Annotated in this window: 25 protein-coding genes; 18 read left to right on the top strand and 7 right to left on the bottom strand. The window is 71.8% G+C overall.

What is annotated here, in order from left to right:
- The first annotated feature begins 148 nt into the window (after positions 1–148).
- The 4 genes from ABD944_RS30875 (at position 149) to ABD944_RS30860 (ending at position 5,306) form a co-directional block, all read left to right on the top strand.
- Positions 149–949 (top strand): hypothetical protein, encoded by an 801-nt coding sequence (locus tag ABD944_RS30875; RefSeq protein WP_345182772.1) that lies wholly within the window; start codon positions 149–151, stop codon positions 947–949.
- A gap of 347 nt (positions 950–1,296) precedes the next feature.
- The gene (locus ABD944_RS30870; RefSeq protein ID WP_345182770.1) at positions 1,297–2,493 is read left to right on the top strand and encodes a PucR-like N-terminal domain-containing protein; all 1,197 of its coding nucleotides are present in this window, start codon (positions 1,297–1,299) and stop codon (positions 2,491–2,493) included.
- A 251-nt stretch (positions 2,494–2,744) separates the two neighbouring features.
- Positions 2,745–4,037 (top strand): PucR-like N-terminal domain-containing protein, encoded by a 1,293-nt coding sequence (locus ABD944_RS30865; protein ID WP_345182769.1) that lies wholly within the window; start codon positions 2,745–2,747, stop codon positions 4,035–4,037.
- A 105-nt stretch (positions 4,038–4,142) separates the two neighbouring features.
- Positions 4,143–5,306, top strand: a complete 1,164-nt coding sequence (locus ABD944_RS30860) for a hypothetical protein (protein WP_345182768.1) — start codon at positions 4,143–4,145, stop codon at positions 5,304–5,306.
- An 85-nt stretch (positions 5,307–5,391) separates the two neighbouring features.
- Here ABD944_RS30860 and ABD944_RS30855 read toward each other — a convergent pair whose 3' ends face one another.
- The 3 genes from ABD944_RS30855 to ABD944_RS30845 all read right to left on the bottom strand — a co-directional run bounded on the left by ABD944_RS30855 (position 5,392) and on the right by ABD944_RS30845 (position 7,650).
- Positions 5,392–6,063: a TetR/AcrR family transcriptional regulator gene (locus ABD944_RS30855; protein WP_345182767.1), complete on the bottom strand. Its 672-nt coding sequence runs from the start codon at positions 6,061–6,063 to the stop codon at positions 5,392–5,394.
- Positions 6,064–6,099: 36 nt separating this feature from the next.
- Complete coding sequence (locus ABD944_RS30850; protein ID WP_345182766.1) at positions 6,100–6,738, bottom strand: aggregation-promoting factor C-terminal-like domain-containing protein; 639 nt, start codon at positions 6,736–6,738, stop codon at positions 6,100–6,102.
- A gap of 333 nt (positions 6,739–7,071) precedes the next feature.
- Positions 7,072–7,650: a MarR family winged helix-turn-helix transcriptional regulator gene (locus tag ABD944_RS30845; RefSeq protein ID WP_345182765.1), complete on the bottom strand. Its 579-nt coding sequence runs from the start codon at positions 7,648–7,650 to the stop codon at positions 7,072–7,074.
- A gap of 286 nt (positions 7,651–7,936) precedes the next feature.
- Here ABD944_RS30845 and ABD944_RS30840 point away from each other — a divergent pair, with 286 nt between their 5' ends.
- The 10 genes from ABD944_RS30840 (at position 7,937) to ABD944_RS30795 (ending at position 17,887) form a co-directional block, all read left to right on the top strand.
- Positions 7,937–8,740: an ABC transporter permease gene (locus ABD944_RS30840; RefSeq protein WP_173392013.1), complete on the top strand. Its 804-nt coding sequence runs from the start codon at positions 7,937–7,939 to the stop codon at positions 8,738–8,740.
- Entirely contained in the window at positions 8,740–9,594 is an 855-nt protein-coding gene (locus tag ABD944_RS30835) for an ABC transporter permease (RefSeq protein ID WP_179846536.1), read from the top strand. The genes ABD944_RS30840 and ABD944_RS30835 overlap by 1 nt, the downstream gene beginning before the upstream one ends.
- A complete protein-coding gene (locus ABD944_RS30830) occupies positions 9,591–10,694 on the top strand; it encodes an MlaD family protein (protein ID WP_345182764.1) in 1,104 nt (367 codons plus the stop codon). Before ABD944_RS30835 ends, ABD944_RS30830 begins: the two co-directional genes overlap by 4 nt.
- A complete protein-coding gene (locus ABD944_RS30825) occupies positions 10,691–11,770 on the top strand; it encodes an MlaD family protein (protein WP_345182762.1) in 1,080 nt (359 codons plus the stop codon). Before ABD944_RS30830 ends, ABD944_RS30825 begins: the two co-directional genes overlap by 4 nt.
- The gene (locus tag ABD944_RS30820) at positions 11,770–12,792 is read left to right on the top strand and encodes an MCE family protein (RefSeq protein WP_345182761.1); all 1,023 of its coding nucleotides are present in this window, start codon (positions 11,770–11,772) and stop codon (positions 12,790–12,792) included. Before ABD944_RS30825 ends, ABD944_RS30820 begins: the two co-directional genes overlap by 1 nt.
- Positions 12,792–13,877, top strand: a complete 1,086-nt coding sequence (locus tag ABD944_RS30815; protein ID WP_345182760.1) for an MCE family protein — start codon at positions 12,792–12,794, stop codon at positions 13,875–13,877. Before ABD944_RS30820 ends, ABD944_RS30815 begins: the two co-directional genes overlap by 1 nt.
- Positions 13,877–14,959 (top strand): MCE family protein, encoded by a 1,083-nt coding sequence (locus ABD944_RS30810; RefSeq protein ID WP_345182759.1) that lies wholly within the window; start codon positions 13,877–13,879, stop codon positions 14,957–14,959. The genes ABD944_RS30815 and ABD944_RS30810 overlap by 1 nt, the downstream gene beginning before the upstream one ends.
- Positions 14,956–16,248: an MCE family protein gene (locus tag ABD944_RS30805; protein ID WP_345182758.1), complete on the top strand. Its 1,293-nt coding sequence runs from the start codon at positions 14,956–14,958 to the stop codon at positions 16,246–16,248. The genes ABD944_RS30810 and ABD944_RS30805 overlap by 4 nt, the downstream gene beginning before the upstream one ends.
- A 23-nt stretch (positions 16,249–16,271) precedes the next feature.
- On the top strand, positions 16,272–17,276 hold the full coding sequence (locus ABD944_RS30800) for a hypothetical protein (RefSeq protein WP_345182757.1): 1,005 nt from the start codon (positions 16,272–16,274) through the stop codon (positions 17,274–17,276).
- A 113-nt stretch (positions 17,277–17,389) separates the two neighbouring features.
- Positions 17,390–17,887, top strand: a complete 498-nt coding sequence (locus tag ABD944_RS30795) for a MarR family winged helix-turn-helix transcriptional regulator (RefSeq protein ID WP_345182756.1) — start codon at positions 17,390–17,392, stop codon at positions 17,885–17,887.
- Positions 17,888–17,905: 18 nt separating this feature from the next.
- Here ABD944_RS30795 and rpsD read toward each other — a convergent pair whose 3' ends face one another.
- The gene (rpsD, locus tag ABD944_RS30790; RefSeq protein ID WP_345182755.1) at positions 17,906–18,511 is read right to left on the bottom strand and encodes a 30S ribosomal protein S4; all 606 of its coding nucleotides are present in this window, start codon (positions 18,509–18,511) and stop codon (positions 17,906–17,908) included.
- 66 nt (positions 18,512–18,577) lie between these two features.
- On the opposite strand from rpsD, the gene ABD944_RS30785 reads away from it, so the two are divergent.
- Complete coding sequence (locus ABD944_RS30785) at positions 18,578–19,357, top strand: DUF2470 domain-containing protein (protein WP_345182754.1); 780 nt, start codon at positions 18,578–18,580, stop codon at positions 19,355–19,357.
- 322 nt (positions 19,358–19,679) lie between these two features.
- Positions 19,680–20,861 carry a trans-sulfuration enzyme family protein gene (locus ABD944_RS30780; protein WP_345182753.1) on the top strand — a complete coding sequence of 394 codons (1,182 nt, stop codon included), beginning with the start codon at positions 19,680–19,682 and terminating at the stop codon, positions 20,859–20,861.
- Between the two features lie 12 nt (positions 20,862–20,873).
- On the opposite strand, the gene ABD944_RS30775 is transcribed toward ABD944_RS30780, so the two are convergent.
- Both ABD944_RS30775 and ABD944_RS30770 read right to left on the bottom strand, forming a co-directional pair.
- Positions 20,874–22,031 (bottom strand): DUF5925 domain-containing protein, encoded by a 1,158-nt coding sequence (locus tag ABD944_RS30775; RefSeq protein WP_345182752.1) that lies wholly within the window; start codon positions 22,029–22,031, stop codon positions 20,874–20,876.
- Positions 22,032–22,127: 96 nt separating this feature from the next.
- Positions 22,128–22,913 (bottom strand): lysophospholipid acyltransferase family protein, encoded by a 786-nt coding sequence (locus tag ABD944_RS30770; RefSeq protein ID WP_345182751.1) that lies wholly within the window; start codon positions 22,911–22,913, stop codon positions 22,128–22,130.
- A 133-nt stretch (positions 22,914–23,046) separates the two neighbouring features.
- Between ABD944_RS30770 and ABD944_RS30765 the strand changes: the two genes are divergently transcribed.
- A complete protein-coding gene (locus ABD944_RS30765) occupies positions 23,047–23,901 on the top strand; it encodes a hypothetical protein (RefSeq protein ID WP_345182750.1) in 855 nt (284 codons plus the stop codon).
- Between the two features lie 177 nt (positions 23,902–24,078).
- Here the strand turns inward: ABD944_RS30765 and ABD944_RS30760 are convergent, their stop codons facing one another.
- Positions 24,079–24,756, bottom strand: a complete 678-nt coding sequence (locus ABD944_RS30760) for a uracil-DNA glycosylase (RefSeq protein ID WP_345182749.1) — start codon at positions 24,754–24,756, stop codon at positions 24,079–24,081.
- A gap of 256 nt (positions 24,757–25,012) precedes the next feature.
- On the opposite strand from ABD944_RS30760, the gene ABD944_RS30755 reads away from it, so the two are divergent.
- Entirely contained in the window at positions 25,013–26,461 is a 1,449-nt protein-coding gene (locus tag ABD944_RS30755; RefSeq protein ID WP_345182747.1) for a WS/DGAT/MGAT family O-acyltransferase, read from the top strand.
- Position 26,462: the final 1 nt, after the last annotated feature.

Below are 26,462 nucleotides of genomic sequence, written 5' to 3'. Positions count from 1 at the left end.
CGGCATTGTTTCAGTATTACTCTCCCATTGGGAATCGAGGATCTTTCTCATCGAGGATCCGCTTCACGGTTCCGCGTCGGCTGGGATCACACTGTGGCTGCCCGGCGCTCTGTGCCCGTTTCTCCCGGCAAGAAGAAAGGACGAACCGGTGAAGTCGATTCGTTTCCGGAGAAGCAGTTCCCGGCTGGCGCTTCCCGCCGTGCTCGGTGCTGCGCTGCTCAGCTTCGGCCTGGCTTCCCCCGCTTCGGCGGCCAACCCGGACCCGATCCCGTCGAGCTTCAGCTTCTCCGACTGCCCGCCCCTCCCGGACGGTGCGTCGCCGGACTACTCGCAGTGCTGGGTGGGTGTGGTCACCAGCGGCACGTTCAAGGTCGGCAACTTCGACCAGAAGATCGAGCAGCCGATCAGGATCACGTGGGCGAACACCTTCAACCCCAGCACCTTCGAGACCAAGACGGTCTTCGGCGCGATCAACGCCCCGAAGATGCTCGTCCAGCCCGGCCTGTTCGGTGACCCGCTCCTGTCGGCCGTGTACGCCAAGGTCGAGTACGCCGGCGTCTTCGAGATGCCGGTCAGCAGCAGCTTCGAGATCAACATCGGGCTGAAGGTCCGGCTCATCAACCCGTTCCTCGGAAGCAACTGCACGGTCGGCACCAACAGCAACCCGATCAGGGTGAGCCTCACCACGGGGACCACCAGCCCTCCGGCCCCCAACACGCCCATCACCGGCGAGGGTCTCTCGATCGCGCGGCCGGACTCGACGCCGCCGGTGCTGCAGGCCAAGCACGTCGGCAACTCGTTCGCGGTGCCCGGCGCCAAGGGGTGCGTGTTCGGCGGCGGCATCGCCGACTGGCTGGTCAACCAGGTGGGTGGATTCCCCTCGGCGGCCGGCAAGAACACGATGATCCAGAACGAGTACCTCGTGTCGAAGAACTACAGCCAGCTCTGAAGCCGAGCCCGTTCGACCGTGCCGTGTCCGCGGCGATCCCGCGGGCACGGCACCGCCGTGACTGCGGTGAGGGACAGTCGTTGCGTCGCGTAATGACGGAATTGTGCCGACAGTTTCGGATGGCGTGCGGATGTGATCGGCGGCCCGGGGGCGGCCGGGCGTCAACGGCCGGGGGTCACTGCCTCTCCGGATTGTCTCCCATTGATCATTCAATCCGGCCATTTTTGTCGGCCAGTGAGTGCCGCGGCCATTCGGACGCGCGATCTCCTCCGTAATGATGTGCGGCGGCCGTGATGTGGGTTACATTTTGTCGAGGCTTTTCTTGAACGGTGCGAGCGGAGGAGCGAATGACGAGGGCCCTCGTTGGGGGAGGGGGGCGTCCCGGAGCTCTCCCGCCACAGGTCATCGCCATTCTGAGTGCCGAGCTGCCCTCGCTGGCCGAGGAGATCCTCGAGGAGGTCCAGCGGTCGGTTCCCGAGTACGCCCGGCAGGGGATGTCGGAACCGTCCGCGTACCGGATCACCGTCGAGCAGGCCATGGCGGCCTTCGTCGACCAGGTCTCAGGCGGCGTCGACGGCTACGAGCGGCGCGACGAGCTGTGCCGGGAACTCGGTCGCAGCGAGGCCTACCAGGGGCGCACGCTGGACGCGCTGCAGGCGGCCTACAGGGTCGGGGTGCAGGTCGCGTGGCGGCGGGTGGCGGCCGTGGCTCGGGCGCGGCGGCTGCCCGCGGAGGTGACGACGCGGCTGGCCGAGGCGCTGTTCGCCTACATCGACGAGCTGGCCTCCCTGTCGGTCGAGGGCTACCTGGAGGTCCGGTCGTCCGCCGACGAGCTGCCCGGCGACCACCGGCGCCTGCTGCGCATGGTGCTCGGGCCCGGCGCGGCGAGCGGCGCGCTCGCCGAGGCCGCCGAGGCCGCCGGCTGGGCGGTGCCCCCCACGGTGACGATGGTCGCGATGCCGGCGCGCGCACGGTGCGTCCGGGAGGCGATGGACCGCGACGTGCTCGTCGACCTCGCGGACGCCGAGCCCCATCTGCTGATCCCCGGCGGATACGGCCCGGAGCGCGCGGCGATGCTGAGCCGCGCCCTGCCCGAGCGCCGCTCCGCGGTGGGGCTGACCGTCCCGCTGGGGGAGGCGGCCGACTCGCTGCGCTGGGCGCGGCGGGCGCTGGCGCTGGTGGAGGCGGGCTGCCTGGAGGACGGCGGCCCCACGCTGTGCGAGCGGCACCTGCTGGAGCTGTGGCTTCTTTCGGACGGGCCGCTGCTCGACCAGCTCGCCCGCCGGGAACTGGGCGCGTTGGCGGAAATGCCGCGCACCCGGCGTATGCGCGTGACCGAAACCCTGTGCGCGTGGCTGGACGCGCAAGGAAACGCGGTGGAGGCGGCGCAGAGGCTCCGGCTGCACCCGCAGACCGTCCGGTACCGGATGCGGCAGATCAGCGCGGAATTCGACCGGCAGCTCGCCGACCCGGCGGCGCGTTTCGCGCTGGACGCGGTGCTGCGCGCGTACCGGTTGCGGGAGCGCGGCTCCGCGCTGAAATGAGACCGGCCCCTATTGGGCGCTGAATGTGACTGCGGTGCCACTGCCTGCTGAATTTACCTTCCCTTTACCTTGCCGGATTTCGTATGATCTAAGTTCGACGTGTTTCAGCTCACAGAATGCAGAGGGTGCGCAGGGTCCCCGCTCGGCCGCCCTCGGTGTTGACGCCATATGGCCGATCATCCGGACGACCGGGTGCCCCGCCCGGAACACCCCTCGTCCGCGATGGCGGTGTCTGGAGGTGTGCCGACCCCATGGCACAGCAGACGTTGACACGGGAGTCGGCGAGTCGCCCGAGCCGGCTGCCGCGCCGGCTCGCCGTGCTGATGCGCCCGGAACTGCCCAGCCTCGCCGGGGAGATCATCGACGAGGTGCGCCGTTCGATCCCCGAGTACGGGCGTCCCCTCAAGGGGCCCTACGTCGAGGCACTGCGCATCGGAGTCGACCGTGCCCTGACGGACTTCGTCGACCGGGTCGCCAACCCGCTGGAACCGAGCGTGCGCCATCAGGAGACCTACCGCAGGCTCGGCCGCTTCGAGGCCCAGGAGGGCCGGACGCTCGACACCCTCCAGGCCGCGCTGCGCATCGGCGTCCAGGTCGCGTGGCGGCGCATCATGAAGGTCGGGCCGCGCCGGCGACTGTCGCCCGAGGTGATGGCCCAGCTCGCCGACGCGCTGTTCGCCTACATCGACGAACTGGCCGCGCTCGCGCTGGAGGGTTACCTGGACGCCCGCCCGGACGGCGAGGCGGAGGCGCACCGCCGCCGCCTGCTGGAGCTCCTGCTCCGCCGCGACGTGTCGTCCCGCGTCCTGGCCGAGGCCGCCGAACGGGCCGGATGGACGCTGCCGGACGAGGCGACCGCCGTCGTGGCCCCGCCCGGCGCCCGGTACGTCCGGGCCCTCCTGGACAAGGACGTCCTCGCCGACCTCACCGCCACCCAGCCGTTCCTGGTCGTTCCCGGAAGGCCGACCCCGGAGCGCCGGCGATCCCTGCTCCGCGTCCTGCCCGACAGGCAGCTCGTCATCGGCCTCACCGTGCCGATCGCGGGCGTCGCCGACTCGCTGCGCTGGGCGCGGTGCGCCCTCGGCCTGGTCGAGACCGGTGTGCTGGAGGACGCCCCGGTGATCGACTGCGAGGAGCACCTCATCACCCTCTGGCTGCTCTCCGACCAGGCCCTCGTCGACCAGCTCGCGCACCGCCACCTCGGTGGGATGGACGGCTTCAGCCCCCGGCAGCGCGACCGCCTGCTGGAGACCCTGCACGCCTGGCTGGTGACCCGCGGCACCGCCAACGACATCGCCAGGGAGCTCGGCATCCACCCGCAGACCGTCCGCTACCGGATGCGGCAGGTCGAAGGAGTCCTGGGCGACCGGCTGACCGACCGCGAGGCGCGCTTCGCGATCGAGGCCGTGCTGCGTGCGACGCGGTTGCGCGCACGCGCCGCCCGGCCGCCCGGCACGAGCGCCGCGTGGGATGGCGTCGCCGCGCGGGAACGAGCACCGGTTGACAATCGCCCAATAGCCGCTCGGCGCGAATTGAGCACCTGAAACGAACCTTGACCTGCGGGGTTGATTCCCCGAATCGCCGCATGCTTCCATCCAATCCAATGCAATTCGGCGGAATAACCGTAATGCGGTGGAGGTGCGTTCGGGGTGCGTTCACGATCGGCTTCGCTCCTGGCCGGATTCGGAGCGGTGACGCTCATCGGCATGGTGGGCGTCCATCCGGTTCTCGCGGACGAGCCGACCCCCACGCCGACCACCACCGTCACCGAAACGCCGAGCGACCCGCCGACGGATCCGCCGACCGACCCGCCGACCGACCCGCCGACGGATCCGCCGACCGACCCGCCCACTGATCCGCCGACGGATCCGCCCACTGATCCGCCGACCGACCCGCCGACGGATCCGCCGACCGACCCGCCGACGAAGCCGCCGACCAATCCCCCCACGAAGCCGCCCACTCATCCGCCGACGAAGCCGCCGACCGGCCCGGGCAAGCCCAAGACGCCGGTGCTGTCCCTGGGGCTGACGGTGTCGGCGGCGACGATGCGGCCCGGCGGCTCGATCACCGCGACCGTGCGGGTGGCGTCGGCGAACGCCACCGCGAACGGGATCGTCCTGCGGATGTCGGCCTCGGGCGCCACGGTCGGTCCCGGGACGCAGTCCCTCGGCAGTGTCGGATCCGGCGGCGCCTCCGCGATCGCGACCGTGCGGGCCCCGTCCGGTGCGAAGCCCGGCGTGATCACCCTGCGTGCGGCCGTCTCGGCGGCCCGTGCCAGGAGCGTGTCCCGCAGCTACAAGCTGATCATCACCTCCGGGTCCGGGGCGCTGCCGCCGGGGATCAGCCCGACGACGCCCGGCGTCCCGCCGCTGACCCCGCCCGACTCCGACCCCCTGGCCGGGATGACCGGACCGCAGGTGGCGCTGCCGCCGATCGTGTCCGCCGAGTCCCCGCAGATCGCGCCCGACTCCGGGCCGCTCGTCCCGGTGTCGAACCTGCACAGGCTGCCCCCGGAGCCGTTCACCATCGAGGAGTTGACCGCGCTCCAGGCGGGGTTCCTCGCCGCGTTGGCGGCCGGGGTGGTGCTCCTGCTGCTCCGGATGCGGCTGATCCGGCGCTCCGACGGCCGTGTCCCGCTCGCCGCGCGCCGCCGCCTGCGCGCCGCCGGGTCGCGGGTCGCGGACAAGCGCCCCACCGCGGCCCGGCTCCGCACGCTCCCGCCGCAGCCCGCCCGCGCCCGGCACCCGCGCCCGCTCCAGCCGGTCCCCCCGATCCGGCTCTCCGTCCGCCGGGTCCACACCGCCCGCCCCTGACCACCGCGTCCGCCGGGACACGGCTTCCGGAGTCCGCCATGGCGCCGGCGGGGGCCCTGCGCCAGGAGGTCAGCGGGCCAGGAGGTCAGCGGGCCAGGCGGATCAGGATCCGGCAGACCTCGTCGATGATCTCGGCCGCCTCCGCCTCGTTCTCCGCGGTGGCGATCTCCCGCCCGGCCTCGCCGATCACCGTCGTGAGCACCAGGCTCAGCACCTGCTCGGGACGTCCGGCGGGCGCGTCGCCGGAGGGGCCGCGCAGCAGCTTGGTGTTCTGCGCGATCCAGTGCTGGGCGCGGCTGCGGCGCATCAGCGACGACCCGGACGGGCCCTCCCCGGCGAGGAACAGCCGGGCGGCCTCGCGCCGCTCCCAGCACACCCGCAGGTAGGCGCGGGCGCCCGCGATGAACAGCGCGATCGGGTCGGACTCGCCGTCCTTGCGGGCGGCGGACACCGCCTGCGCGGCGCTCGCCTCCTGCTCCTCGGTGAGGTCCTCCCACAGCGCCACGTAGAGGCCGGCCTTGCCGCCGTAGTGGTGGTAGAGGCTGCCGACGCTGATGCCGGACCGCTCCACGATCTCGGCGATGCCCGCGTCGGCGTAGCCGCGGTCGGCGAAGACCCGCAGCGCCGCGGTCAGCAGCGCCTGGCGGGTCGCGTCGGCGCGGGCCCACTGGCGGCTCCCGCCGCCCTCGGCCCCGGCGCCCTCACCCGTGCCGTTCGCCCGCTCGTCGCCGGCGCGGCGCGCCCTGCTCGTCCGCATCCCCCCATGGTGCCAGGCCGGGCCGCCCCGGTGGGCTCAGTACCAGTTGTGCGCCTGCCACCAGTCCCAGGCGAGGCACGGGTCCTTGTAGCGCGCCTTGATGTAGCCGAGCCCCCATGCGATCTGGGTGGGGGAGCTCGTGCGCCAGTCGGCGCCCGCGCTGGCCAGCTTGGAGCCGGGCAGGGCCTGGGGGATGCCGTAGGCGCCGCTGGAGGGGTTCTCGGCCCGCTCGTTCCAGCCGCTCTCGTGGTTCCACAGCGTCAGCAGGGACGGCCAGCATCGGCCCCATCCCTTGAGCTCGTTCATCTTCTTGCCGTACGCCTTGTTCTGCCCGGCGCTCGGGTTCGACTTGGCGAGCCGCTCGCGCTCCTGCTCCGCCTTGAGCTTCGCCCGCGCCGCCGCGTCCCGCTTGGCCTTCTCCTTGAGCCGCTTCAGCTCGCGCTGGTGCTCCTTGTAGGCGCGCTCCTTGGCGACGGCGACCGCGTCGGCCGCGACCTTGTCCATGTCGGACGCCGAGGTCAGCTTCGCGAGCATGTCGTTGGTGGACAGCCCCGCGCCCGCGGCCTTGGGCGGCTCGCTGGCGTCGTCGACGAAGCTGCCGAGGTCGACGACCGTCAGCGCACCGCCGATCGCGCCGATCGCCACGATCGTGATGGTGACGTTGCTGGTGAGCACCCGCCGGACGCGGCGCCCGCCCTCGCGCGGCTCCCGGAAGGTCTCCGGCTCCTCGTACGGGCCGCGGGGATCGTCCGGCTCCGACGGATCCGGTCCGTGGGGTCCTCCCGTGCCGCGGGCGTCAGCGGACGCGCGCGGCTCCGGAACGCGCGTGGCGCGCCTCGTACCGGCCCTCCTGGAGCCGCGACGACTCCCCGCGCCCCCCTGAGCGCCTCCGGTTTCCTCGGCGGGACGTCTGCGTGTGCCGTGACTCTGTGGCATAGGAGAAGACTGCCTTATCGCCCGGGTGTGGTGCTCTCGAAGAGCAAGTACGCAGGCCGGACGATACCCGGTTCACCCGGCCCGACGTCCACGGCCGCGTTCCCCGGCGGGGTTCAGCAGTTCCACGTCGCCGGCGGCCAGGCGCGCGGGCTGCAGCGCCTCGAACAGCTCGCGGTGCATCCCGTCGAACGCCGCGAGCGCGCCTCCGGGCGCCTCCAGCGCCATGCTCACCTCGTTGGCCCGCTCCCGTCCCGCCGCGGTGATCTCGACGAGCGTGGCGCGCCGGTCGCGGGGATGCGGGGTCCGGCCGACGAGCCCGGCCGCCTCCAGCTGGTCGACGGTGAGCTTCACCGTCGTCGGGTGCATCATCAGGATCCGGCCGAGCGCGCTCAGCCGGGCCCGCCCGTGGACGGTGAGCGCGAGCGTGGTCAGCAGGAAGTAGCCGGTCCGGGTGAGGTCCAGCCGCTTCAGCTCCACGTCCAGGGCCTTCTTGAGCAGCTGGTTGAGCCGCCCGACCGAACAGATCGCCAGGAACGGCCACGGATCGCCGAGCAGCCCCTGGCCTTCCCAGCGGTCGCGCACGCCCATGACCAGCGGGTCCACGCCGTCGTCCATCTCGTCTTCTACGCCTCGTCGCGCCTCGGTCTGCACCGGCTGATCGTAGCTTCGGACAAAACCAGATGTAAGTACTCGCTTCTTAGACCTTCTTCCAATAGAGTGCCTCAAATCACAGGCGGAGCCCGTGTGCTCTGGAGGGTGCGCGGAGTCGCCTGTGGTACCGGTCTCGGCCGAGACCGCTGTGGCGCGCGAACGAGCATGACGAGGGCGCCCCCGCGGTACCGGCAGGATCCGGTGTTTCGGATGGGCGCCGACGTCCGAGCACGAAGGAGGCTGGAGTGACCCTTCTCAACCCCGCCCCGGGGGAGGGCACCGGCTGATGGCCCTGAGCCTGACCAAGGCCCCGGACCTGGCACGCAGACGCGTCGGGAGAGCACTCGACGAGACCGGACTGCTGTGCGTGACCCTCCTGGAGGGGCTGCGCCGCACCTGGGACCTGCGCCAGTGGTGGGGCGAATTCGTCGAACAGTGCTGGTTCCTCGCACGCGTCACGAGCGTGCCGGTCATGCTCATCGCCGTGCCGCTCGGCGCGACCATCTCGCTCCAGGTGGGCGACATCGCCCGGCAGCTCGGCGCGCAGTCGGGCACCGGCGCGCTGCTCACCGCGGCGATGATCCAGCAGGTGGCGCCGCTGGCCGCGGCCCTGCTGGTCTCCGGCGTGGGCGGATCGGCCATCACCTCCGACATGGGGGCCCGCAACATCCGCGACGAACTCGCGGCGATGGAGGTCATGGGCATCAACCCGATCCACCGCCTGGTCACCCCCAGGCTGTGGGCGGCGAGCACGGTGTCCGGACTGCTCTGCTCGGTGGTGATCCTCGCGGGCGTCATCGGCGGGTACTACTTCAACGTCATCCAGCAGGGCGTCAGCCCCGGCGCGTTCTTCGACGGCGCCACCACCCTGCTGCAGTTCTCGGACCTGATGATCACGCTGTTCAAGGCGTGGGTGTTCGGATTCATCGCCGCCGCGGTCGCCTGCTACATGGGCATGAACTGCGACTACGGCCCCGTCGGCGTCGGCCGCGCGGTGAACCGGGCCGTGGTCGTCACCTCGATCGTGGTGTTCGCGACGAACTACATCCTCACCATGATCTACCAGGTCCTCTTCCCCCCGAGGTTCTGATGGTCGCCATATCCCCCGTCCGCAAGCTGGGCCGCGCCGTCAGGGGCCGCACCGCGGGCCTCGCCGCGTCGGCCGACCTGCCGGTGTTCCTCGGCCGGGTCCTGTACCACCTGCTGTTCGACATCATCATCCGGCGCAAGTACGGCAAGACCCTCGCCAAGCAGGTCAGCGACATCACCGTCGGCGTGGGCGCGCTCGTCATCGGCGGCGGCATGATCTTCGTGATCGCGACGATGTCGCTCGCCACCGGCGCCATGGTCGGCCTCCAGGGCTACCCCGGGCTGGAGCGCATCGGCGCCGAGGCGTTCACCGGCCTGGTCGCGAGCTACTCCAACGTCCGCGAGGTCACCCCGATCATCGCGGGCGTCGCGCTGGTCGCCCAGGTCGGCACCGGGTTCACCGCCGAGATCGGCGCGATGCGGATCTCGGAGGAGATCGACGCGCTGGAGGTCATGGGCATCAACTCGCTGGCCTACCTGGTGTGCACCAGGGTCGCCGCGGGCGTCATCGCGCTGGTGCCGCTGTACCTGGTCTCGCTGTTCATGGCGTTCTTCGCCACGAGGTTCATCACGATCCAGTACTTCGGCCTGTCGCCCGGCATCTACGACTACTACTTCCACCTCTACCTTCCGCCGATCGACGTGTTCTACAGCGTCATCAAGGTCGCGGTGTTCGCCTTCATCATCATGTTCATCCACTGCTACCGCGGCTACTACGCGGCGGGCGGCCCGGTCGGCGTCGGCGTCGCCGCCGGCCGCGCCATCCGGGAGTCGACCATCCTGATGATCCTGATGAACCTGGTCCTGTCGTACATCTTCTGGGGCCACGGCAGCACGGTGAGGCTGACCGGATGAGCGACGAATCAATGTCGAGCCGCTCCCGGACGGTCTTCGGGCTGGTCGGGGCGGGCGTCATCGCGGCGGCCGCGGCGTTCGTCGCGGTCGGCTCCACGCCGTCCCACGCGGGCTCCACCTACTACGACGCGACGTTCGGCCGCGCCGGGCAGGGGCTCGACCCCGGCAAGTCCGACGTGAAGGTCCGCGGGATCGCCGTCGGGGCCGTCGAGGCCGTCAAGCTCGACCGCAACGGCAGGGTCACCGTCCGGCTCCGGGTCGACAAGGGCGTCAAGGTGGCCGACACGGCGGTCGCGACGGTCGAGCCGGTCTCGGTGTTCGGCCCGAAGGACCTCGCCCTCGACCTCGGCGCGCACGAGCTCACCGGCCCCTACCTCAGGGACGGCGGGCGCATCGCGAAGACCAACGACCCGCAGGAGCTGTCGGACACGGCCTGGCCCACCTACCGGCTCACCCGGGCGATCAACCCCGACGACGTGGCGACGATCCTGCAGACGTTCGGCGCCGGGCTCGCCGGACAGGGTCCGGCGCTGCGCCGCACGATCGACAACGGCGCGATCGTCGTCGACGCGACCTACAAGGACCGGGCCGCCATCCAGTCGCTGCTGAGCGACATCAACGGCCTGTCCGGGACGTTCGAGTCGCGCGGCGACACCCTGACCCGGTTCGCCGGGGACTTCAACCGGCTCTCCCAGGTCGTCAACGAGCGGCCCGACAAGGTCACCCAGCTGCTGGACGAGTCGGCGCGGCTCGGCCAGACGGTCGGCACGAACCTGGAGCAGCACGGCCGCAACATCGGCAAGATCATCGACTCGGGCGGGGAGGTCGTGCGCGTGTTCAACGGGCAGCGCCGCAACGTCCCGGTCCTGCTCGACAGCCTGACCGGGTTCTTCGGCCTGCTGGCGCAGATCATCCGCATCCCCGGCCCGGAGGGCACCCTGATCGCCCAGGCGCGCGACGACCTCCCGCTGGACATCTGCCAGATCCTCATCGACGTCTGCCCGGTCAAGCCCAAGACGACCGCGTTCGACGTGCCGCTCCCCGGCGCGGGCGGCAACCAGGGCGGGCAGCGCCGCACGGCGACGGGGACGCGGCCGTGAGCCCGCGGCTGCGCGGCAAGACCGCGCGCGGGCCGGAGTACACCACGATCCTGAAGTTCACGGTGTTCGTGGCGCTGACCGGGCTGCTCACGTTCTACATCGGCCAGCAGATCCTCGGCACGAGCTTCACGTCCCGCTACCGCCTGTCCGCCACGTTCGACGACGTCACCGGCCTGCTGGAGGGCGACGCCGTGAAGGTGGCCGGCACGCCCGTCGGCCAGGTCGAGAGCATCAAGGTGGTGCGCGGCAAGGCCGTGGTGAAGATGGCCGTCGACAAGGAGGTCCGGCTGCCCTCCGACTCCACCGCCGCGATCCGCTGGCGGAACGTGATGGGGCAGCGGGTCGTCTACCTGGAGCCCGGGAAGGAGCGGGGCAGGCTGGGCGACGGCGACCGCGTCCCGCACACCAGGTCGGTGGTGGACCTCGGCGCCATCGTCAACAGCCTCGGCCCGCTCACCCGCAACCTGGACCCGAACCAGCTCAACAAGATCCTGTTCGCCTTCTCCCAGGCGCTGGACGGCAACGAGCAGAACATCTCGCTGCTGACCGACAACCTGGACCTGCTGCTGCAGACGTTCGCGGCCCGGAAGAAGACGATCAAGGGGATGATCGACGACTACGAGACGGTGAGCGACGCCATCGCCACCCGGGACCGGCAGATCGCCGCCAGCGCCGACAACCTGGAGTCGCTGACCCGGGTCTTCGCGAACAACCGCAAGCTGCTGGAGAGCGCGGTCGTGGAGGTCGCGGGCGTCACCACCAACCTCAACCAGGTGCTCGGCGGCAACGACGCGCAGCTCGCCCGCATCATCGCCAACCTCGGCAGGTTCAGCGAGACGTTCCGGCTGAACGTCGACCAGCTGGAGAAGATGGTGCAGCAGCTCCCGCTGACCCTCCGGCAGCTGTTCGCGTCGGCGAACGGCGGCCACTACCTGCGCACCAACGCGCTCTGCCTGAACGTCGTGCAGGGCCCCTGCCCGTTCCCGATGGAGCTGCCGAGATCGCCCGGCGCGGGGCAGCCCAGCAAGGACGACCTCACCAAGCTCAGGAAGATGCTGATGGGGGGTGGCGGCTGATGGCGCTGAAGTCGCTCCGCGACGTCAACCACAAGATCGTCGCGATCGTCACCCTGACCGCGCTCGGCGCGGGCTGCGTGTTCGCGTTCGCCCTCGGCCAGCTGCACCTGCTCGACCGCGGCTACACGATGAGCGGCGAGTTCAGCGACACCGCCGGGCTGAAGAAGGGCCAGGACGTGCGGGTGGCCGGGGTGAAGTCCGGCCGGATCACCTCCGTGGAGCCCGACTTCGCCCACGGCAGGGTCATCGTCTCCTGGCACGTGAACGCCGGCATCGACCTCGGCCCGAAGACCCGCGCCGACATCCAGACGACGACGCTGCTCGGCGGCCGGTACCTGCGGCTGTCCGGCCCGGTCTCCAAGCCCTACCTGGCGGACGTGCCGGAGTCGCGGCGGCGGATCCCGCTGTCGCGCACCAGCGTCCCGTTCACCGTGCCGGAGGCTCTGGAGGGCGCGCAGAACATCGTCGGCAGACTCGATCAGCGCAGCGTCGACAAGCTGCTCACCGAGATCAACAAGATCAAGTCGCCGGGGGCGGTGAAGCTGGGCCGCATCCTGGCCAACATCCAGGAGCTGTCCCGGACGCTGAACGACTCCTATCCGGAGATCCAGCGGCTGATCGAGAACAGCAAGACGATCACCGGGACGCTGGCGAGCAAGGACCAGGAGCTGCGTCAGATCATCGACGCCAGCCAGGTGCTGCTCCAGTCGCTCGTCCGGCGCCGCAACGAGCTGGCCGCGGCGATCGGGCAGGGCAGCCGGACCGTCCGGACGCTGTCCAACGTGATCTCCAGGAACCAGAAGGAGCTCGACACCCTGCTGGACAACCTGCACCTGCTGACGACCCGGCTCGCGCCCAACATGGACGCGCTGAACACCGACTTCTCGCTGCTCGGCCCGACGTTCCAGCAGGTCGCCAACCTCAAGGGCAACGGCCGGTACATCGAGGGCCTGCTCACCGGGCTCGGCCCGCTGCAGCCGGCCGGTCCGATCTCCACGCGGCGACCGCAGGGAGGCAACTGATGAGCGGCGACGGCACGGGGGGACGGCCCCCCGAAGGCCCCGGCTCCGTCCCCGGGCGCGGCCGGCTGCGGGGCGTGGCCGTCGCGCTCGGCCTCGCCCTGACCGCCTCGCTCGGCGGCTGCTCGCTCGCCCCGTCCGCGGGCGGCGAGCGCACGATGGTCGTCTACGTCCCGAAGGCCCGCTCCTTCTACAAGGAGTCGAAGGTCAAGGTGATGGGCGCCGACGTGGGGCTCGTCGACAAGGTCGAGAACCAGGGCGACCGGGTGAAGGTCACGTTCCATCTGCGCCGGGACGTCCCGCTGCCGAAGGGCGTGCAGGCCTCGATCGTCCCGCTGAACCTGATCGGCGAGCGCAACCTCGTCCTGCACCCGGCGTGGAAGCCGGGGGAGGCCAAGGAGACCGCGGACGTCATCCCGATCGAGCGCACGCACGTGCCCGTCGAGGTGGACGACGCGCTCAGCTCGTTCACCAACCTGGCCAACGCGCTCGACCCGACCAAGATGCAGACCGCCCTCGGCACGGCCGCCGACACGGTGAGGGGCAACGGCAGGGAGTTCAACGCGACCCTGGAGCAGAGCGCCCGCCTCGTCGAGAACGTCGCCGGGCAGGACAAGGAGCTCATCGAGGTCGCGCAGAACCTCAGCCGGCTGGCCGGGGTGGTGCGCGGGCGCGAGCAGATCCTCGGCACGATGATCCGCGACTTCGGCACCGCGAGCCAGGTGCTGAGCTCCGAGCGCGGCGAGCTCCAGCAGCTGATCAGCGGCATCCTGGAGCTGGCGAAGAACGGCGACAAGCTGCTGCGCAAGTACAAGGGGAACCTGCCCTACGACCTGGCGGTCCTCACCCGGACGGCCCTGATCCTCAAGGGCAACGCCAGGGAGCTGGCGCAGCTCATCCGCGTGCTGCCCGGCATCAGCGACGCGCTCATCGGCGGCTACAACCCGAAGAACAAGTCGCTGCAGATCCGGTTCGCCACGGACGCGTTCCTGCGGACCTGGCTCAAGGGCCTGATGAACTCCGACGACGTCGACTGCCCGCTGCCCGCACCCAACTCCAACTGTCCCTGGCAGAACGGAGGCAACTGATGGGCAGGTCCCTCCTCACCGGCCGGCTGCTGCTGGTGCTCGTCGCGGTCGCGGCCCTCGCCGTCTCCGGCTGCTCCTACAAGACGGCGGGCGCGCCGAAGGGCGGCCTGACGCTGACCGCCACGTTCGACGACGCGCAGGGCCTCGTCGCCGGGCACAGCGTGAAGATGTCCGACCTCACGATCGGCACCGTCACGAAGGTCGAGCTCGCCGGCTACCGGGCGAAGGCGACGCTGGCCATCGAGGACGACGTCAGGATCCCGCGAGGCACCCGGGCCGAGATCAAGGTGACCTCGCTGCTCGGCGAGAACTACGTGGACCTGCAGATGCCGCCCGGCGCGAGCATGGACCGCGGCCCGTTCCTCGCCACCGGCGCGGCGATCACCGACACCAGCGTCCAGCCGGCGTTCGAGCAGGTCGTCGGGCAGGCCGGGCCGCTGGTCCAGGCCCTGGCCGGGAACGACGTCGCGACGGTCGTGAACGCGGGCGCCACCGCCCTGGACGGCAACGGGCAGAAGCTCAACAAGACGATCGCGCAGGTGAACGCACTGCTGGGGATGTTCGCCGAGCAGCGCCGCGAGCTCGGCGAGTCGGTCGACCGGTTCGCCCGGCTCGGCCGGTCCCTCGCCCGGGGCAGCGACGCCCTGAACGAGACGCCCGCGCAGCTCGAACGCACCACGCGGCTGCTGAACAAGGACAAGTACAAGATCATCGAGATGGTCGACAAGCTCACCAAGACGGCCCACGAGCTGAACGACAAGGTGCTGGAGGGGCGGATCCAGCGGTTCCGCTCGCTGCTGCGCGACCTCGACCCCGTCCTGCAGCAGCTCGGCAGCAACCGCAGGCGGCTCACGGCGCTGGTGGACGGCCTGGTCCAGTTCACCGACAAGCTTCCCCGGGCCACCTACGACGGCCAGCTGCTGCTGTACCCGCTGCTGCGGATCGTCTGGCCGGACGGGACGCCGATCTTCCCGGGCCTCGGCCAGAGCCCCAAGAAGAAGAAGGCCGGGACGCCGGAGATCCCCAAGCAGCTCCAGGGCGCCCTTCCGGACCTCGACAAGATCCTGGAGCCGCGCGGATGAACAGACGGCTGACGATCAACCTGGCGGCGTTCGGCGTGCTCGCCGCGGTGATGGTCGTGTGGGCGTTCAACAACGTCGTCCGCTTCGACTTCATCGACCGGCCGTACCACATCACCGTGGAGTTCGAGTCGTCTCCGGGCCTGCACCCGAACTTCGAGGTCGACTACCTCGGCCTGCGGGTCGGCAAGATCGACTCGGTGCGGCTGGAGAAGGACAAGGTCGTCGTCCGGCTGGACATGGAGCGCGGCGTCAAGATCCCGCAGGGGGTCACCGCCGCCGCGGCGCGCAAGTCCGCGGTGGGCGAGCCGGTGGTCGAGCTGACGCCGGGGCCGGGCAGGTCCGGCGCCCCGCCGATGAAGCCCGGCACCGTCATCCCGGTGTCGCAGACGAAGGTCCCGCCGAAGTACGGCGACCTGTTCGGCGCCGTCATCGACACCCTGAAGGCGATCGACCCCGACGACGCCAAGGTGCTCACCCAGGAGCTGGCCGCCGGATGGGCCGGGCGCGAGGGCTCGCTCCGCCAGATCGTCAACGGGAGCGACGACCTCACCCAGACGTTCGCGCAGAACACCGAGCTGCTGGACGGGCTGACCAACGACCTCGGCCGCATCACCCACGTGCTGAACCAGAACCGCGGTTCGCTCGGCGCCGGGATCGACGACCTGGCCGCGCTCATGGCCGCGCTCAGCCAGGTGCGCGGGCAGATCGCCGAGCTGCGCGACCGCGGCCCCGGCCTGCTCGCCACCGTCAACGACCTGCTCGACCAGACCGGCCCCGACTTCGGCTGCGCCGTGGACATGCTCGGCAACCTCGGCATCGGGAGCTACGACCCCGACTACCTCGACGACCTGCGCAAGACGCTCGCGGTGGCGCCGCAGCTCAAGGTCGTCCTGGACAACGTGATCGGGAGGGACCAGGGCCAGCCGGTCCTGAACGTCGTCTTCCAGGTCACGCTGAAGAGGCTCGCCACGCTGGAGTACAAGTACCCGCGCGCGCAGCCGGCGGTGAACCGGATTCCGACCTGCCCCGGCGGCCGCACCCCCGCGGTGACCAAGCAGAAGCCCTACAAGGCGAAGAACCCGGGCGAGACGATCCCCACCCACGATCCCGCCCTCCAGCGGAACGTGCAGGCCAGGAAGGCCGCGAACGAGAGCGACTCTCCCGGCGGACCGCCGATCTGGCTGGTGTACGTTCCCCCGATCATCGCCCTTCTGGTGCTGATCAGGGTCATGATGGGCTCGGTGCCCGTGGTGTCCCGCCTTTCCCGACTGCGTCGGGGCAAGGACTGACCCCAACCCGAGGAGTATCCGAAGTGACAGCCAAGACCACCAAGGGCGGGTCCGACGAGGTCGAGGCGGTCCCGGCCGAGGAGGCGGCGCCCGAGACGGCCGAGGCCGCGGAGCCGGAGGCCGCCGAGCGGCCCGCCCGGCCCGCCGCCAGGCGCAAGCGCCGGGTGCGGGTCATCGAGGTCATCGACGACGAGGACCTCGACGAGGTTCTGGAGGCGCTCGACGCCGAGGACGAGGAGGCCCCGGACGAGGCTCCGGCCCGTCCGGCCAGGCCGGCGGCGAAGCCCGCGGCCAAGGCCCCCGCCAAGCCCGCCGCCAGGCCCAGGCCGCGCCCGACCCGCCTCGAACCGCCGGAGGACGAGGTCGAGGAGGAGGAGACGCCGAAGAAGGCCCCGGCACGTCCGAGCGCCTCGGCGTCCTCTTCGGACCGGCCGGGCGTCTTCGGTCTCGGCATGGTGCAGGCGGTCGTGGTGGTCGTCCTTGTCGCGCTGCTGGCGAGCCTGGCGATCTGGCAGTGGACGAGCGCGAGCTCCCTGTCGTCGAAGCAGGACGAGCGGGACGCGGTGAGCGAGGTGGCGTCCGCCTACGGCGACGTCGCGCTCAACTACAACGCGCAGAACTACCAGACGCAGATGGACAAGGCCCAGAAGCTCATGGGCGGCGACCTGCTGGAGAGCTTCAAGAACACCACGCTGCCCAGCCTCGGCGAGACGTTCAAGAGCAACCCCGAGCTGTCGCTGACGTCCAAGACGAACCAGGTCTTCGTGGGCAGCGTGGACGGCAGGTTCGCCACGGCCGTCGTCATGGTCGACATCGACGTCCGGACCAAGGACGGCGCGACCGCGGCCCCGGCGACGCTGCTCCGCCTCGCCCTGGCCAAGATCGACGGGAAGTGGAAGGTCACCAAGCAGTACGCGTCGGGCGTCAACGACCAGAACCAGAACCAGCAGAACCAGCTGCCGGCCGTTCCAGGCGGGGGCGCGTCGAAGTCGCCCGCGGCGGAGAAGAGCGGCAAGCCGAAGAACTGAGCCCGCGAGGCCCGAGCGAGCGCCCCGGCACGGAAGCCGTGCGGGGCGCTCGCGCGTTATGCCTGCGACGGTGTCGCGCGGCCGGCGGGCGGCCGGACGGAGACGGGGGCATCATGGCGATCGTGACGGAGCAGGACGGGCAGGGCACGGCCGTCCCGGACGCGCTGGTGCACGAGTTCGGCGCGCTGCTGGGCGCGGCGTCGGTGCTGGAGCGGATCGCCGGCCGGGAGCTGGAGCGCCGCTGCGGCATCCGGCACGCGGTCTTCGAGGTGCTGCTGAGGCTGTCCGGCGAGGGCGGCGACTGCGCGGTGTCGATGGGCGGGCTGGCCGGCGAGCTGATCCTGACCAGCGGCGGCATGACCCGCATCGTCGACCGGATGGAGGAGGCCGGGCTCGTCCGCCGGGAGCCGGCCCCGGACGACCGGCGCCGCCAGAACGTGGCGCTGACCCCGGCCGGCCGGGCGAAGCTGGAAGAGGCCCTGCGGGTGCACGCCGAGACGCTCCGCGCGCACTTCGCGGGCCCTCTCACCGAGGAGCAGCGCCGCGTCCTCGTGGACGCGCTGCGCGTCCTGCGCACCACCGCCCGCGAGGAACTCGGCGACCTGCGCTAGCACGGCGCCGAGCGTCCGCTAGCGGGAGTAGTGCTCGACGACGAGCTGCTCGTCGCAGAGGATCGGGATCTCGGCGCGCTCCGGCAGCCGGGCGAGCCGGGCGGCGAGGGCGTCGTGCCGGACCTCCAGGTAGGGCGGGACCTCGGCGGCGTGACCGCCGGCCGCCGCGACCTGGAACGGGACCATCGCGCGGCTCCGCTCGGCCACCGTGATGACGTCGCCGGGCCGCAGCCGGTAGGACGGGCGGTCCACGCGGCGGCCGTTCACCAGCACGTGGCGGTGCACGACGAACTGGCGGGCCTGGTAGATCGTCCGGGCGAAGCCGGCGCGCAGGACGAGCGCGTCCAGCCGGCGTTCGAGGTCGACGAGCAGGGCCTCGCCGGTCTTGCCGCCCGTCCGGGCGGCCTTGTCGAAGGCGTTGCGGAGCTGCGCCTCCCGGATGTTGTACTGCGCGCGGAGCCGCTGCTTCTCGCGCAGCCGGACCTTGTAGTCGCTCTCCTGCTTGCGGGCGCGGCCGTGCACGCCGGGCGGGTAGGGGCGCGCCTCGAAGTACTTCACGCTCTTCGGCGTCAGCGGGATGCCGAGGGCCCGGGAGAGCCGCACCTTGGGACGGGGGTTGTTCATCACGCTCCTTGATGGTTAGGTAATCCTAAGTTAGGTAAGCCTAACCTGAGACGTCAAGGAGGCACGGTGCCGCGAGCGGAGACCACGCAGGCCACGCACACCATCCAGGGCCCCACGGCGGCGGAGCGCGCGCGGACCCTCGCCTACGGCGTCGCGGACGGCGTGCTCGTCGCGCCGGGCGTGCCCCACGCCCCCGTCCCGGCGCACACCACCGACCGGGACGGCCGGCCGCTGCTGCTCGTCCGGGCGGACGCGCCCATCGCCGCGGCCCTGGCCGGCGAGGACGACGTGCCCGCCACGCTGCGGATCAGCGACGTCGCGCCGGTGCCGCTGCCGGACCGCGTCCGCGGCCGGGCCTGGCTGCACGGCTGGCTGGGCGAGGTGCCGGACGGAGAGCTGCGCGCCGCCGCGCTGCGCCTCTCCCACGCGCACCCGCGTCCCGAACTGCTCGACCTCGGCGCCGGGCGGGACGGCCGCGAATGGACGGTCCTCGCCCTCGACGTCGCCCAGGTGGAGGTCGACGACGCCTGGGGGAGCGCCATCCTGGAGCCGGAGGAGTACGCCGGCGCCGCGCCCGACCCGTTCGTCGCCGTCGAGGCGGGCATCCTGACGCACCTGGACTCCGCCCACCGCGCCGAACTGCCGCGGCTGCTGCCGGAGTCGGTCCCGCCCGGACCCGTCCGGCCGCTCGGGCTCGACCGGTACGGCATGTGGCTGCGCTGCCCGGCGCCGCCGCCGGACGCGCCGTCCTCGCTCGACGTGCGGCTCCCGTTCGCCGAGCCCGTCAGTGATCTCCACGGTCTGCGGAGCGTGTACCGGAGGCTGTTCGCCCGGGCGACCCCGTAGTGCGCGGGGGAGGTCGTACGTACAAACCCCGCCGAATGCCAGTGATCTCCCGGATGGCGGGCGGGCCCCCGCGCGGGCGATGATCGAGTCTCCGGTCGAGGACGCCGCTTCATTCCCCGGCCGGACGGCCTCGACCGCCGGTTCGCCCCTGCGGGGTGGGCGGGCCGGCGGCGAGACGGTACCGGCCGGCCGGGGACGCGGCGCCTTCGGCCGGGCCGGTGGTCCGGCGCGGTGCGAGCACGAGCATGAGCAAGGGGGCGCACCGGGCCACTGGTCGCGATTGGCCGTTTCCGCCGCGCCGATCCCGCCGCACGCTGGGAGCATGACCGCACATCACCCGCAGACCCGAGCCGTGCACCCGCCCGTGATCGTGCCCGAGGGCAGCCGCCCGCTCGGCGTCCCCATCTACCAGGGCCACCTGTTCTCCTTCGACGCCTCCGACGCGCTGGCCGCCGCGTTCCAGGGCCCCGACCAGGCGTTCTTCTACGCCCGGATGGCCAACCCGACCGTCCGCGCCCTGGAGCAGTCGCTCACCGAACTCGAAGGCGGGGCGGGCACGCTCGCCACCGGGTCGGGCATGGGCGCGGTCAACGCGGTGCTGACGGGCCTGCTCCGCAGCGGTGACCACGTCGTCGCGCAGGCCGCCCTCTACGGCGGAACCCACGCGCTGCTCCAGGACCTCGCCGCGCGGTGGGGCGTGGAGGTCACGTTCGTCTCCGGCGACGACCCGGCCGAGGTGCGGGACGCGCTCCGCGACACGACGAGGATCCTCTACCTGGAGACCGTCGCCAACCCCACCACCCACGTGACGGACCTGCCCGCGCTCACCGAGGCCGTCCGCGGGACGGGCGTGCTGACCGTCGTCGACAACACCTTCGTCCCGCTCCTGTGCAGGCCCATCGAGCACGGGGCCGACATCGTCGTCCACTCCACGACGAAGTACCTCGGCGGCCACGGCGACACCATCGGCGGCGCCGCCGTCTTCGCCGACCCGGCCGTCCACCGGCGGGTCTGGGAGCACGCCGTCGAGCTGGGCTCCACCCCCGACCCGTTCGCCGCCTGGCTGACCGTCCGGGGCCTCGCCACGATGCCGCTGCGCGTGGCCCGGCAGAGCGAGTCCGCCCTCGACATCGCCCGGCGCCTGGCCGGCCACCCGTCGGTCGCCCGCGTCCACTACCCGGGGCTGGAGGACCACCCGCAGCACGAGATCGCCCGGCGGCTGCTGCCGGACGGCGCCGGCGGCGTCCTCGCGTTCGAGCTGGCCGGCGGCCGGGACGCGGGCCGGACCTTCTCCGAGGCCGTCGAGCTGGTCTCGCTCGGCCCGTCGCTCGGCGACATCGCGACCCTGGTCATGCACCCGGCCAGCACGTCCCACCGGCAGCTGGACGCCGCGGCCCTCGCCGCCGCCGGCATCGGCGAGGGAACGGTGCGCCTCGCCGTCGGCCTCGAACACCCGGACGACCTCTGGGCCGACATCGAGCAGGCCCTGCGGAAGGCCGCCTAGAAAGGAGACGCCCTAGAGGTAGAAGCCGGTCGCGGTGGCGGGGGCGTCCTGACCCTCGGGACGCTTCTCGCCCTTGCGCAGCGCGGCCAGCTCGGCGAGCGTCGCGCCGTCGGCGCCGATCTCCGCGCCGGGCACGTCCGTGCCGTCCAGCCAGGCGAGCGACTCCGCGCGGGTGAGCCGGCCCACCTCGATCTGGGCGAGGCAGCGGCCGGGACGGACCACCGCCGGGTGCAGCATGGCGAGGTCCTCGTTGGTGGTGATGGCCACCAGCACGTCCCGGCCCTGGCCGAGCATCCCGTCGGTGAGGTTCAGCAGCCGCGACAGGCCCTGGCCCGTCGACTGCTTGGCCTCGCCGCGGATCAGCTCGTCGCAGTCCTCCAGGATGAGCAGCCGCCAGCGGCGGTTCTCGTCCTCGTCGTCGCCGACCGCGACCTCCATCAGGTAGCTGGGCGTGCCGAACAGCGCCTCGGGGTCGAGGACGCAGTCGGACTGGCACCAGTCGTTCCAGGAGCGGGCGAGGGCGCGCAGCGCGGTGGTCTTGCCGGTGCCGGGCGGCCCGTGCAGGAGCAGCAGCCGTCCGGAGACCTCCTCGCGGGTGAGCTTCATCACCGCGTCGAGCGCGTCGGCGACCGGCGCGGTGTAGTTGCGCCGGATGTCGTCCCACGCGTCGGCGGTGATGGCGCGCTCGCTGCGGACGGGGCCGTGCGCCCCCATGTGCCAGAAGCCCATCTCGACGCTGGTCTCGTCCACCTTCGGCGGCTCGGTCGCGTCCTTCACCGACGCCGCGAGCACGGTCTCGGCGAGCTCGTCGGTCACCGCGGACACCGCGACGTAGGCGATGCCGCTCTTCCACCGGTTGCTCAGCAGCGTCCAGCCGTCGCCCTCGGCGAGCACCGACTCCTTGCCCTTCTCGTGCGCGACCCGCACGAGCCTGGCGCCGTCCGGGCGCAGCGGCGCCTCCGTCCGGACGTTCTCCAGCCGCGTCGACCGGGACCAGGGCTGCTCCCCGGACGCGAAGGGGCGCAGCGACAGCACGTCCATCACGTCGGCGGGGGAGTTGTTGTCGGACAGGTTGAAGACCACGGGCAGCGCGGGCTCCGGCGCTTCGGCGCCTTCCCGGGGCTCGATCAGATGCAGGACCTCCTGCGGCTTCTCCTGCGACATGGTCATGACACCGATGATCACGCCCCGCGGCGCGCCGCGTCCACCGATTTAGCCGGACGCGCCGCGCACCGCGGTCGGGCCCGCTCGTCGGGGCGGGGCGGGTCAGGAGCCGCCGCCCTCCCGGGCCTCGCGCTCCGCGTGGGCGGCCTTGCGCGCCTCGGCCTCCTCCAGGTCGAGCTTCTCGGCCTCCTCCGGCGTCGGCGCCGTGCCGCCGAGGTAGGCGGGCTGCCACCACGTCTCGTCCGAGCGCGGGACGTCGGGGTACTCGCGCTGCGCCTTCTCCAGCAGCTCCGCCATCCGGGCGTGCAGATCCCGGGTGACCTGCTCGTAGTCGTCGCCGCGCTTGGGGTGCATGGGCTCGCCGACGATGATCGTCACCGGCACGTTGCGCTGGAACAGCCGGCGCTTGCGGCCCTTGGTCCACAACCGCTGCGGGCCCCAGATCGCGACCGGGACGAGCGGGGTCTTGGACGCCACCGCCATCCGCACCGCGCCGCTCTTGATGTCCTTCACCGTGAACGAGCGGCTGATCGTCGCCTCGGCGAACACCCCGACGATCTCCCCGCCGCGCAGCGCCTTGAGCGCCGCCGCGTAGGAGGAGGCGCCCGCGTCGCGGTCCACCGGGATGTGGTGCATGCCGCGCATCAGCGGGCCGCCGATCCGGTGGTCGAAGATCTCCTTCTTCGCCATGAACCGCACCAGCCGGCCGGCCGGGTGCGCGGCGAGGCCCGCGAAGATGAAGTCCAGGTAGCTGACGTGGTTGCTGACGAGCACCGCACCGCCGGTACTGGGGATCTGGTCGGTCCCCTCCAGACGGATTCTGATGTTCAGGGCCTTGAACACGCCGAGAGCCGTCTTGATCACCGGTGGGTACACGAGTTCGCGCATGTAGGCACCGTACTTGAGCAACTCCTGATCAGCGAGTGCGAGGCGGGGATCGCGATGCATCGCACAACCGGGTCCAACTCTGAGAAGGTGGGTGTGCAACTGATCCGCCGAATGCTGAGGGAGGATGAGCCCCATGGAACCGTTGGACGCGGCGGCGGACGTGCACGCGCTCATCCGCGACGTGCTGCCCGCCCTGGCGCCCAGCGCCTGGTTCGATCACGGCACCTCCGAGGTGGTGCTGCCCGTGGGCCGGTCGGAGGCGCGCGCCTCCAGCTGGACGGTGCTGGAGCGCTGCGCCCGCGAGCCGCGCTCGGCGTGGCCGAAGGTGGTGGACGAGTGGGTCCGCGAGGTCGGCGACCGCGCGTTCCTCGCCGTCGGTGAGATGGAGCTGTTCGGCGACGTCCGGGAGCTGCTGCGCCTGCGCATCGTGCCGAAGCTCGACCCCCGCGACCGCGAGGGCCTCGTCGTCGTCCCCGCCGGCGACCACTTCGACGCCATGGTGATGATCGAGCACCCCCGCTACGGCGGCCCCCTCACCAAGGCCCGCGCGGGCCTGCTCGGCCTGCACAAGCTCGGCTACGTGATGACGAACACCCACGACCGCGAGCTGGCCGACGTGTCCGTGCACGACCAGCCGCTCCTGCCGGGCCGCAACGTCCGCGTCGTCGGCAAGCCCGGCAGCCGCTACGTGTCGGCGCTGCTCAGCGAGGTCCACCAGTTCGTCCCGTGGCCGAACGAGCACGGCGCCCTCGTCGGGGTCCCCTGCCACAGCACGCTGCTGCTGTACCCGATCACCTCCACGGCCGTCCGCGAGGTCCTGCCCGTCTTCGCCGACGTCGTCCGGGAGATGCACGCCAACGCCGACGACCCCTGCGCCCCCGGCGTCTACTGGAGCCACGGCGAGCGCCGCCTCACCCCCCTCTCCCCGGACGCGGCCGAGGGCGCCGGCGAGTTCGCCCTCTTCCTCCGCAAGCTCCCCAAGGAATGAGCTAGGCCCCAGCCACGGGCGCGGGTCGGGTGGCCGGAAGGCGCTCTGGCGCCTGGAGGTCGCACGACCCGCCGAGCCGGGCGACCGCAGCGACACGACACCAACCCGCACGGGCACGGAAACCCGCACCGTGGCGTAAGGATCGCCCGGCTCGTAACGGGGGTCGCCCCCCTGGGGTTACGGCAGCTTCCAGTCGACCGGGGCGGCGCCCTGCTGTTCCAGCAACTGGTTGGCGCGGGAGAAGGGGCGGGAGCCGAAGAAGCCGCGGTCGGCCGACATGGGGCTCGGGTGGGCCGACTCGACGCAGGGGACGCGGCCGAGCAGCGGCTTGAGGTTGCGGGCGTCGCGGCCCCACAGGATGGCGACGAGGGGGCGGTCCCGGGCGGCGAGGGCGCGGATGGCCTGCTCGGTGACCTCCTCCCAGCCCTTGTTGCGGTGCGAGCCCGGCTTGCCCGGCATGACGGTCAGCGACCTGTTGAGCAGGCAGACGCCCTGCCGCGTCCAGGGGGTGAGGTCGCCGTTGGACGGCTGCGGGTGGCCGAGGTCGTCGCCGTACTCGCGGAAGATGTTGACGAGGCTGCCGGGCAGCGGCCGGACGTCCGGGGCGACCGAGAAGCTGAGGCCGACCGGGTGGCCGGGCGTCGGGTAGGGGTCCTGCCCCATGATGAGGACGCGCACGTCGTCGAACGGCTGGGTGAAGGCGCGGAGGATGTGGTTCCCGGCGGGCAGGTAGCGGCGCCCGGCGGCGACCTCGGCGCGCAGCCAGTCGCCCGCGGCGGCGATCGTCCCGGCGACGGGGGCCAGCGCGGCCGCCCATCCCGCCTCGACGATCTCCGAGAGTGGTCGTGCCGTCATGGGGTACGAGCCTACTGGGATGATCTTGGCGCCGGTGAACGATTGCCCGCTTGATCGATGTTGTGAAGTTTTCTGACCACATCAGGTCGGGACACGGGCAAATGTTCTCCAGCGCCGCGAAAAGTGGTCGATGAACTGGGTGAAACGTCCCGTTAAGTCGCTGTTACTTCCTGGCGGCCTTCATTGACCTGCGGACTTCCAGCGCATAACTCCTAGAGAGTAAGCCGGCCCAGGACGAGCGGACGGACGAGAGAGCATGACCCAGCTGACCACGGTGGACGCCACCTTCCTCCATGCCGAGAACGCGACGACCCATGCCCACATCGCCGGGCTCGGCATCGTCGACCCCGGGACCTGCCCCGGCGGCCGGCTCACCGTCCCGCACGTCGCCGAGCTGATCCGCGCCCGCGCGCACCTCGCGGCCCGGCCGCTGCGGCAGCGGCTCGTCCAGGTGCCGCTCGGCCTGGACAACCCGTACTGGGAGGACGACCCCGACTTCGAGCCCGAGCGGCACATCTCCGAGTTCGGGCTGCCGGAGCCCGGCAGCGACCGCCAGCTCGCCAACCTGGTCGCGATGCTCCACGAGCAGCCGCTCGACCGGTCCCGCCCGCTGTGGGAGATGGTCCTCATCCAGGGCCTCGCCGGCGGCCGGACGGCCGTCTACGTGAAGGTGCACCACGCGGCCGTCGACGGCGTGATGGCCGCCGAGACGCTCGCCGCGCTGCTCGACCTGACGCCCGAGCCCCGCGAGCTCCCGGCCGACGAGACCGTCCCGGCCCGCGCGCCCGGCACCGCGAGCATGCTCGGCACGGGGCTGCTGCGGACGGCGCTGCACCCGGTGCGGTCGGCGGTGTCGGCGGTGCGCACGGCCCCGTACCTGGACGAGGTCCCGGGCCTGGCGTCCGTCCCGGGCGTCGGGCTCATGTCGTCGTGGATGCAGGGCGTGCTGGGCCGCCCGGAGCTGCCGAGGGCGCCGCGGATCAGCGCGCCGCCGACGCCGTTCAACCGCCCGATCGGGCGGCGCAGGGCGGTCGCCTGCGGGGAGCTGCCGCTCGCCGACATCAAGGAGATCCGGCGGACCCTCGGCGGCAGCGTCAACGACGTGGTCATGGCGCTGTGCGCGACGGCGCTGCGGCAGTGGCTCGACAAGCGCGGCGACCTGCCCGAGCGCCCGCTGGTCGCGGCCGTCCCGGTGTCGCTGCGGCGCGGCGCGAGCGCGGCCGCGGAGCCGGGCAACCAGGTCTCGATCATGACCACGCCGCTGGCCACGCACCTGCCCGACCCCGCCGACCGGTACTCCGCCGTCCAGCGCGACATGGAGCTGGCCAAGCGGCGGTTCACCGGGACGTCGGGCGGCTGGGTGCGGGAGATGAGCGGGCTGCTCCCGGCGCCCTTCGCCGGGGCGGTCACGCGGCTCGCGCTGCGGGCCGCGCCGGCGGTGTCGCTGCGCGCGGTGAACCTGGTCATCTCCAACGTGCCCGGCCCGCAGTTCCCGCTGTACCTGTGCGGCGCGAAGGTGCTCGCCTACTATCCGATCTCGGTCATCACCGACGTCAGCGGCGGCCTGAACATCACCGTGTTCTCCTACGACGGGAAGGTGGACGTCGGCATCGTCGCCTGCCGCGAGCTCATCCCCGACCCCTCGGAGATCATCGACCACCTGGTGGACGCGCTCGACGAGCTGCGCTCGCTCTGCCGCGAATGAG

The sequence above is a fragment of the Actinomadura verrucosospora genome, assembly GCF_039540335.1.
GTDB classification, from domain to species: domain Bacteria; phylum Actinomycetota; class Actinomycetes; order Streptosporangiales; family Streptosporangiaceae; genus Spirillospora; species Spirillospora verrucosospora.
This window is presented reverse-complemented; position numbering and strand designations above follow the sequence as displayed.

Coding starts and splice junctions, on each gene's coding strand:
- ABD944_RS30870 (WP_345182770.1), top strand. CDS start 1,297: ATGACGAGGGCCCTCGTTGGGGGAGGGGGGCGTCCCGGAGCTCTCCCG.
- ABD944_RS30865 (WP_345182769.1), top strand. CDS start 2,745: ATGGCACAGCAGACGTTGACACGGGAGTCGGCGAGTCGCCCGAGCCGG.
- ABD944_RS30855 (WP_345182767.1), bottom strand. CDS start 6,063: ATGCGGACGAGCAGGGCGCGCCGCGCCGGCGACGAGCGGGCGAACGGC.
- ABD944_RS30840 (WP_173392013.1), top strand. CDS start 7,937: ATGGCCCTGAGCCTGACCAAGGCCCCGGACCTGGCACGCAGACGCGTC.
- ABD944_RS30835 (WP_179846536.1), top strand. CDS start 8,740: ATGGTCGCCATATCCCCCGTCCGCAAGCTGGGCCGCGCCGTCAGGGGC.
- ABD944_RS30830 (WP_345182764.1), top strand. CDS start 9,591: ATGAGCGACGAATCAATGTCGAGCCGCTCCCGGACGGTCTTCGGGCTG.
- ABD944_RS30820 (WP_345182761.1), top strand. CDS start 11,770: ATGGCGCTGAAGTCGCTCCGCGACGTCAACCACAAGATCGTCGCGATC.
- ABD944_RS30815 (WP_345182760.1), top strand. CDS start 12,792: ATGAGCGGCGACGGCACGGGGGGACGGCCCCCCGAAGGCCCCGGCTCC.
- ABD944_RS30810 (WP_345182759.1), top strand. CDS start 13,877: ATGGGCAGGTCCCTCCTCACCGGCCGGCTGCTGCTGGTGCTCGTCGCG.
- ABD944_RS30805 (WP_345182758.1), top strand. CDS start 14,956: ATGAACAGACGGCTGACGATCAACCTGGCGGCGTTCGGCGTGCTCGCC.
- ABD944_RS30795 (WP_345182756.1), top strand. CDS start 17,390: ATGGCGATCGTGACGGAGCAGGACGGGCAGGGCACGGCCGTCCCGGAC.
- rpsD (WP_345182755.1), bottom strand. CDS start 18,511: ATGAACAACCCCCGTCCCAAGGTGCGGCTCTCCCGGGCCCTCGGCATC.
- ABD944_RS30780 (WP_345182753.1), top strand. CDS start 19,680: ATGACCGCACATCACCCGCAGACCCGAGCCGTGCACCCGCCCGTGATC.
- ABD944_RS30775 (WP_345182752.1), bottom strand. CDS start 22,031: ATGACCATGTCGCAGGAGAAGCCGCAGGAGGTCCTGCATCTGATCGAG.
- ABD944_RS30770 (WP_345182751.1), bottom strand. CDS start 22,913: ATGCGCGAACTCGTGTACCCACCGGTGATCAAGACGGCTCTCGGCGTG.
- ABD944_RS30765 (WP_345182750.1), top strand. CDS start 23,047: ATGGAACCGTTGGACGCGGCGGCGGACGTGCACGCGCTCATCCGCGAC.
- ABD944_RS30760 (WP_345182749.1), bottom strand. CDS start 24,756: ATGACGGCACGACCACTCTCGGAGATCGTCGAGGCGGGATGGGCGGCC.
- ABD944_RS30755 (WP_345182747.1), top strand. CDS start 25,013: ATGACCCAGCTGACCACGGTGGACGCCACCTTCCTCCATGCCGAGAAC.